The 6,753-nt window shown below is 36.4% G+C and carries 12 protein-coding genes and 1 pseudogene; 6 read left to right on the forward strand and 7 right to left on the reverse strand.

Translation table 11 applies throughout. From position 1 onward, the window contains the following. Nucleotides 1-82 precede the first annotated feature (82 nt). The 4 genes from MSG95_RS01855 to MSG95_RS01870 all read left to right on the forward strand — a co-directional run bounded on the left by MSG95_RS01855 (nt 83) and on the right by MSG95_RS01870 (nt 2,311). Nucleotides 83-769, forward strand: a complete 687-nt coding sequence (locus MSG95_RS01855; protein ID WP_004699928.1) for a diphthine--ammonia ligase — start codon at nt 83-85, stop codon at nt 767-769. A 17-nt stretch (nt 770-786) separates the two neighbouring features. Further along, complete coding sequence (locus MSG95_RS01860) at nt 787-1,248, forward strand: peroxiredoxin (protein WP_004699927.1); 462 nt, start codon at nt 787-789, stop codon at nt 1,246-1,248. A 119-nt stretch (nt 1,249-1,367) separates the two neighbouring features. Then, a complete protein-coding gene (locus MSG95_RS01865; RefSeq protein WP_004699926.1) occupies nt 1,368-1,937 on the forward strand; it encodes a CAP domain-containing protein in 570 nt (189 codons plus the stop codon). A gap of 11 nt (nt 1,938-1,948) precedes the next feature. Next, complete coding sequence (locus tag MSG95_RS01870) at nt 1,949-2,311, forward strand: glyoxalase superfamily protein (RefSeq protein WP_004699925.1); 363 nt, start codon at nt 1,949-1,951, stop codon at nt 2,309-2,311. 4 nt (nt 2,312-2,315) lie between these two features. On the opposite strand, the gene MSG95_RS01875 is transcribed toward MSG95_RS01870, so the two are convergent. Genes MSG95_RS01875 through gstA form a run of 3 tightly spaced genes read right to left on the reverse strand, consistent with a single transcriptional unit; the run spans nt 2,316 to nt 3,543 of the window. Then, complete coding sequence (locus tag MSG95_RS01875) at nt 2,316-2,696, reverse strand: nuclear transport factor 2 family protein (RefSeq protein WP_004699924.1); 381 nt, start codon at nt 2,694-2,696, stop codon at nt 2,316-2,318. A gap of 16 nt (nt 2,697-2,712) precedes the next feature. Next, nucleotides 2,713-2,910: a 2-hydroxymuconate tautomerase family protein gene (locus MSG95_RS01880; protein ID WP_004699923.1), complete on the reverse strand. Its 198-nt coding sequence runs from the start codon at nt 2,908-2,910 to the stop codon at nt 2,713-2,715. 12 nt (nt 2,911-2,922) lie between these two features. Continuing rightward, entirely contained in the window at nt 2,923-3,543 is a 621-nt protein-coding gene (gene gstA, locus MSG95_RS01885) for a glutathione transferase GstA (RefSeq protein WP_004699922.1), read from the reverse strand. A gap of 97 nt (nt 3,544-3,640) precedes the next feature. On the opposite strand from gstA, the gene MSG95_RS01890 reads away from it, so the two are divergent. After that, nucleotides 3,641-4,567 carry a LysR family transcriptional regulator gene (locus tag MSG95_RS01890; RefSeq protein ID WP_004699921.1) on the forward strand — a complete coding sequence of 309 codons (927 nt, stop codon included), beginning with the start codon at nt 3,641-3,643 and terminating at the stop codon, nt 4,565-4,567. Here MSG95_RS01890 and MSG95_RS01895 read toward each other — a convergent pair. Next, the gene (locus MSG95_RS01895) at nt 4,559-5,125 is read right to left on the reverse strand and encodes a nicotinate-nicotinamide nucleotide adenylyltransferase (protein ID WP_004699920.1); all 567 of its coding nucleotides are present in this window, start codon (nt 5,123-5,125) and stop codon (nt 4,559-4,561) included. The genes MSG95_RS01890 and MSG95_RS01895 overlap by 9 nt on opposite strands. Before the next feature lie 109 nt (nt 5,126-5,234). Between MSG95_RS01895 and MSG95_RS01900 the strand changes: the two genes are divergently transcribed. After that, nucleotides 5,235-6,035, forward strand: coding sequence for an enoyl-CoA hydratase-related protein (locus tag MSG95_RS01900; protein WP_004699918.1), 801 nt, complete (start codon nt 5,235-5,237; stop codon nt 6,033-6,035). Here MSG95_RS01900 and MSG95_RS01905 read toward each other — a convergent pair. From MSG95_RS01905 to MSG95_RS01915, 3 genes and pseudogenes are all read right to left on the reverse strand, one after another. After that, the gene (locus tag MSG95_RS01905) at nt 6,028-6,342 is read right to left on the reverse strand and encodes a hypothetical protein (RefSeq protein ID WP_004699916.1); all 315 of its coding nucleotides are present in this window, start codon (nt 6,340-6,342) and stop codon (nt 6,028-6,030) included. The two genes, MSG95_RS01900 and MSG95_RS01905, sit on opposite strands and share 8 nt — an antisense overlap. A 68-nt stretch (nt 6,343-6,410) precedes the next feature. Next, on the reverse strand, nt 6,411-6,536 hold the full coding sequence (locus tag MSG95_RS01910; RefSeq protein WP_004699915.1) for a KGW motif small protein: 126 nt from the start codon (nt 6,534-6,536) through the stop codon (nt 6,411-6,413). Nucleotides 6,537-6,631: 95 nt separating this feature from the next. Continuing rightward, nucleotides 6,632-6,753: pseudogene (locus MSG95_RS01915) on the reverse strand (IS3 family transposase); the annotation flags it as partial.

Genomic DNA, 6,753 nt, shown 5'->3' on the forward strand with positions numbered 1-6,753 from the left:
TGAGTCAAATTAAGCCTGCATTTATGCAGGCTTTTTTATAGCTCTGTTAAAATAACACTCATTTAGTCATTCGAAATAAACCATGCAAGAACAATGGAAAACCAACGCAACTGATAAAAAGTCTATTGTCTCATTTAGTGGAGGTAAAGACAGCTCTCTTGCTCTCTACCAGGCTATGAAAACTGGCAAGGTAATGGGTTTAATTGTTATGCTGGAAGAGCATGGTCAACGTTCTCGTTCGCATGCAATGCCACTTGATATTATTCGAGCACAAGCGCAAGCAATTGGCTTACCCATATTTATGGCTTCATCTAGCTGGAATGACTATGAAAGTAAATTCATTAGCTTACTGAATGAAGCCAAACAAAAAGGTGCAGAGGTGTTGGTTACAGGTGATCTAGATATGCCTGAACATGGTTGTTGGCATGACCGTGTCACTCAAACAGTGGGGCTTAAATTAGGCATGCCACTCTGGCTACGTCCCCACCGTGAAGTTGTTGAAGAGTTCATTCAATTTGGATTTAAAAGTGTAATTGTCACTGTTAATCTTAAACTAGGAATGAAAGTAGAAGATTTAGGTAAAACTTTAACTTTAGAATATATAGAAGAGCTTGAAAACCGTGGTATTGATCCATGTGGTGAGGGCGGCGAATTCCATACCACTGTCATTGACGGTCCAATTTTTAACAAAGCTATTCCTGTAAGAAAACTCGATATTGTTTATCATGAAGAATATGCTTTTCTACCACTTGAATTAGATCAAATTTAACTTTTAAAGGATAAGAAATGTCTGAAAATATTCAACTGCCAAATCAAGTATTTCCTACTACACACGGCGAAGTTAATTTAGCTGAAGTCGATAATGAATGGCTGATTATTTACTTCTACCCTAAAGATTCAACACCAGGCTGTACCACACAAGCTGTCGGTTTTTCTTGTTTAAAAGACCAGTTTGATGCTTTGGGCGCTCGTATTTACGGTGTCTCTCGCGACTCAGTAAAAGCTCATCAGAACTTTACTGAAAAGCAGGCACTGACTATTGATCTGATTAGTGATAAAGAAGAAGTGCTCTGTAATCACTTTGATGTCATTAAAGAAAAGAATATGTATGGTAAAAAAGTAATGGGTATTGAACGCTCTACTTTTATTTTCCATAACAAAACTTTAGTTAAAAGTTACCGCAAAGTAAAAGCTGCTGGGCATCCTGAACAAGTTCTAGAAGACTTAAAAACATTACAATCAGCTTAATAAACTTAAGTAGAGAAAAGCGAGTCTAATACTCGCTTTTCTCATGTACAAAAATCACTCAACCAGTTCAATTGGGAGTATGATAAAAAATATTAAAATAATTCAAATGAAGGATGACTATGAGTCTACTAAACTTTTCTATTTTATCGGTTTGTAGTCTTATTTTAACTGCATGTTCTGTGAACTCTTCGAGTATGCCTCCGACTCTTAGCTCTTCTACTCCACAAATTCAGAAATCCCCTATAGAAATAAGCTGCCAAGATTTACAAAACCCTGCCTTTCAACAAGCTATTCTTAAAACTATTAATCAAATTCGCCAGCAATCACGCCAGTGTGGTCAGCAGTATTTTTCTGCAACTACGCCACTGAGTTGGAATAATAATTTATACCAAGGTGCACTCTCTCATAGTCAAGATATGGCAACACATAACTTTCTTGGACATGTTGGATCAACAGGACTAGATTTAAAGTCACGTTTAAAACTTTATAATTCACTTGGTAAAGCCAATGGTGAAAATGTTGCGAGTGGACAGAAAACTTTAAATGAAGTAATGACAAAATGGCTAGCAAGCCCTCTACATTGTAGTAACCTAATGAACTCTAAGTTTACAACTTATGCAATCGCTTGTGCTTCGGATCAGTCCGCTAAACAAAAGAGTTACTGGACACAACAATTTGGTACACGTTAAAAGGAAAAATGATGCAATCTGGTTCGATTACCCCTATTTTAAGAATTTTTGATGTCGCGTTAGCTCAATCATTTTATCTTGATTTCTTAGGCTTTCAGCTTGATTGGCAACACCAATTTGAAGATAACTTTCCGTTGTATTTACAAATATCCAAAGACGATTGCATCATTCATCTCTCTGAGCATTTTGGAGATGCGAGTCCTCATAGTGCAATCCGTATTTATTGGGAACATATTTATGAGTTACATAGTGAACTCAGTCAAAAAGATTATAAATTTTCTAAACCTCAGGTTGAAAAAACAGATTGGGAAACACTTGAACTCAGCATCACCGATCCTTTTTCCAACCGTATTATTTTTTGGGCAGATGCTTAATCATTCAGTCCGCTAATATTTGATAATGGAATACTTTCGATATGACCTTCCATTTCCCATCTTCAAACACAAATGTAAGTGCATCATAAAAATATTTAGGGTGGATAACGCATTCAACATGGACTAGCGCCAACCGTTCATGAATCAAATTGATTGAACTGATTTTATCCTGTCGTGTTTGTTGCTTTGAAGCTGGAGAAATCCGACTCGCAACAATCGGAAAATATTCAGCCATGCTAAGTCGTAGTACGGGTTGCTCGGTTACATTGATATATATAGCATCAGGATGAAAAACATTATTTAGAAGTTGCACATCACAAAAATACAAACCATCAAAATATTGCTCTAGTTGTTTCTGAATCTCAGTAATAGGATTATTTTGCATTTTACGTACTCCAACTTTATCTTTTTCGTATCGCAGAAACAGTTTCACCTGCAACACCCCAGTTATCTGTTTCAACTTCATCAATGACTACAAATGTAGTAGCAGGATCTTTATCAAGTATACGAACCATAAGCTCCGTTGCTTCTCGAATTAATTGTTGTTTCTGCTGTAACGAGACATTTTCTTTAGTAATTTGAATTAAGATATAAGGCATACTCATCTCCTTTTATAATTTTCTTTCATAACAAAGGGATTCGGCTGCAATAGCATCTTGAACTGTTTGACGCTCGGCGATTCTCTGCATAAAACTTGCTAAATGCATAAAATTCTTTAGATCGAGCCCAATAAAATCAGCCCAGCGAGTAACGACAAAAAGATAAATATCAGCAATCGTAAAGTTGCTTCCTGTTAAATACTTTTGTCCCTTTAGTTGTTCATCAATCCATGAATAATGCTTATTGAGGATGATGCTATATACACTTTTGCATTGTTCATTATAAGAATCATTGAAAAATGGCGAATACGCTTTATGAATTTCCGAAGCAATAAAGTTCATCCATGAGAGAGTCTTGTAACGATCGGCGGCATTTATTTCAGCTAATAAATCTTTTCGTGACGATTGGTCAACAAGAAATTGGCTAATTACAGCGCCCTCCGTTAACAATGCACCATCATCAAGCTGTAATAACGGTACTTGTCCTTTTTTATTAAGTTGGTAAAAGTCTTCACCCATTTCTGTTAAATGCTGGTGTAAATCAACCTTGATTAATTCAAATGGAAATCCTAACTCTCTTAAAACAATATGTGGCGCTAAAGAACAAGCATTGTGTGAATAAAATAGTTTCATAAAATAACTCCATACAAGGTATGAAAATCATCTTATTGTTTACTTATATGTGCTTAAATAGCCCAGAACTCAAATCATTTTTTACATGGTGTAATAAATGACTCAACAGCAAAAAAGAATGATGTTTAGTAGCGTAGAGCTATTTTGCTTAGTCGCAGAAAACGAAAGCTTTTCTAAAGCAGCACTTCATGCAGGTGTTAGTCCAGCAGCGGTAAGCCGTTCAATTGCCCGATTAGAAAAACATTTAGCAACACCACTTTTTATGAGAACGACTCGACAAGTACGTTTGACACCACAAGGAAAAATGTATTTTGAGGAATGTAAACAAGCATTAAATCAAATTTTAGAAGCTGAGCAACAACTTAAAAACCAAAAGCAACAACCCTCAGGTTTGATTCGCATCAGCATACCGACACCTTATGGGCATTACCGAATATTGCCATTATTAGCAAAATTCTCACGACAATATCCTGCCATCGAAGTTGATGTTCAACTCACCAATAAAAATGTGGACTTTATTGCAGAAGGATATGATTTAGCAATTCGTGGACGACAATTTGCTGATTCGAATTTAATTGCACGTCAGCTTGAACAAGCTGAGCTAATTGTGGTGGCTTCACCAGAATACTTAAAAAATTTCGGCACACCGCAAACCCTTAACGATTTACAGCATCATCAATGCATTCAATTTGTGCTACCTAGTACAGGAAAAAATGTACCTTGGTTATTCAACTCAAATCACCAAACTATTGAATATCAAAGCACAGGTAAGATTCGTTGTTTAGATGATATTTTAGGTACTGTCACCTTAGCAAAACATAGTGCAGGATTATTACAAACCTACCGTTTTATAGTAGAAAAAGAACTTAAAAATGGAGAGTTGCTTGAAGTTCTTACAAAATTTTCAGGAACTTCACGTCCTTTTTCTCTCCTCTACCCACATAAAAAACACGAATCTTTTCATATTCGTGTTTTTATCGATTTCTTAATTCAAGAATTAAAGCCACAAACTGATTTAATTTAAATTACTTTTATCATCTATGAGATATTTGCGTTGTAGTTCAGCATAAACTTCAGTTTCTTTAAATTCATCTAAAAATTTAATCGTTCCTACTGGAAAAAATTCCGTTTGGATTTCCCCACGATAATAAGCTTCACGCATTGGCGTTGCTGAAATAGAGTCTTTTAAGCTATCCAGTTCCACCATGATCCACTCTGGAAATAGTCTCAAATAATAAGAAGACTCATCCTTAAAATGCCCAATCAAGCCAACTTTTGAGTTCGGTTCTATTACACCATTTACCAGTGATTTGACTTGTTTTACCCACTTCTCATCATTATAAACATCTACGACATGTACAAACCGAATACGCTTTTGCTCATCCGGTGAAAAATTTGACAAGATCATTTGCTCGCGCTCTACTGCTAAGAACGGATTCTTGATATTGCGCTCCATTTGAGCAGAGCCTAATGCTAAAACGACATAATGGCTTTGCTGCAAAGCAATTTCAATTGTCTGCATATGAGCCAAATGAAATGGTTGAAAACGCCCTATAAAAACGAGATAGTCAAATGTATACATAATGAGTTTTTCACTTTTTATGAACTCACCAGTTACGCTTATTACAAAAAATATGCGCCATAATGAGAACCTAAAAATCAACAACGTGGTTTAAAGCAAGGATAGTACGATGACACTTAGCTGTATTCAACAACCTCATGAACATTTACAAGCAAATTTACAAGGTGGCGTACTCACCTTAGCCATAAATCGCCCAGAAGCAAAAAATGCATTATATGGCGAACTTTACTTATGGATTGCCAAAGCGCTTGATGAAGCTGACCAAAATAAAGATGTACGAGTAGTCGTTTTACGTGGTGTTGAACAAGATTTTACCGCTGGTAATGATATGAAAGACTTTATGGGTTTTGTACAAAATCCTAATGCAGGTCCAGCAGGTCAAGTTCCTCCATTTGTACTCCTTAAATCTGCTGCCAAATTATCCAAACCCTTGATTATTGCAGTAAAAGGTGTAGCAATTGGTATTGGTGTTACGATTTTATTACATGCAGACTTAGTGTTTGCTGACAACACTGCCCTATTCCAAATTCCATTTGTAAGTCTTGGCCTTTCTCCAGAAGGTGGTGCTAGCCAACTATTGGTTAAACAAGCTGGCTATCACAAAGCAGCTGAACTTTTGTTTACTGCGAAAAAATTTAATGCAGAAACGGCAACACAAGCTGGTTTAGTGAATGAAGTCGTTGAAGACTCTTACGCATCTGCTCAGGCAACTGCTCAACACTTAGCAGCATTACCACTTGCTTCACTGAAACAAACAAAAGCATTGATGAAGCATGATCTGGATAAGATCATTGCATGTATTGATCATGAAGCTGAAATCTTTATGCAACGCGTTCAATCACCTGAAATGCTAGAAGCTGTACAGGCATTTATGCAGAAACGTAAACCAGATTTCTCACAATTTAACTAATATCCAAAATTTGGATAAATTCAAAGGCAGGCTCTTCGTAAGGATGACTTGCCTTTAATGCTTTCGCAACCTCACTTGCCTTTTCTTCAAGCACAATTGTTTCAACGCGCCATTCTTCAACTTGTTCGAGTTCACCGAGCTGTCCAATATAAGGATCAGCGCCCTTCACTGGTTTAAACTGCCCGATCCCTTTGACTTGCCATGCGCAATGTTCATAGTTACCTATACCACCTGCACCAGCAGCAAATATGGACTGTTTAGTCGATTCAAGATGTGACTCAGGTACGTAATAGATTAACTTTAACATCTGTAAAATGACCCCAAAATATTGAACTTATGTTAAAGCATACCTTTTAAGAATACCCTAAATCAAAGTCAGCTCATGATGGCCAAATAGTTTGCTCCAATAAAAAGAATTTGAATAACAAGCGCCAAACCAAATAAACGCCAGCCTTTGTCCTTTGTATACATCGCTCTTATGTGATTTTTGTTTTTCATCATTTTGATCTCCGATTTTTATCGTTGTTACAGAGAAAGCAAAAATTGAACCAACTTCCTTAAAGTATAATTTAATATAAATTTACCTTACCCTGATCCTAGACAGTATCGTGGACAACAAATCCCTCTAAATTCTTAAAATATTTCTTCTCAAAGGCTTCAGGGCTTAACCAGCCATTTGCAGAATGTCTTCTGACCCGATTGTAATAAATCTCAATAT

This window comes from Acinetobacter sp. IK23 (genome assembly GCF_035615275.1).
GTDB classification, from domain to species: domain Bacteria; phylum Pseudomonadota; class Gammaproteobacteria; order Pseudomonadales; family Moraxellaceae; genus Acinetobacter; species Acinetobacter seifertii.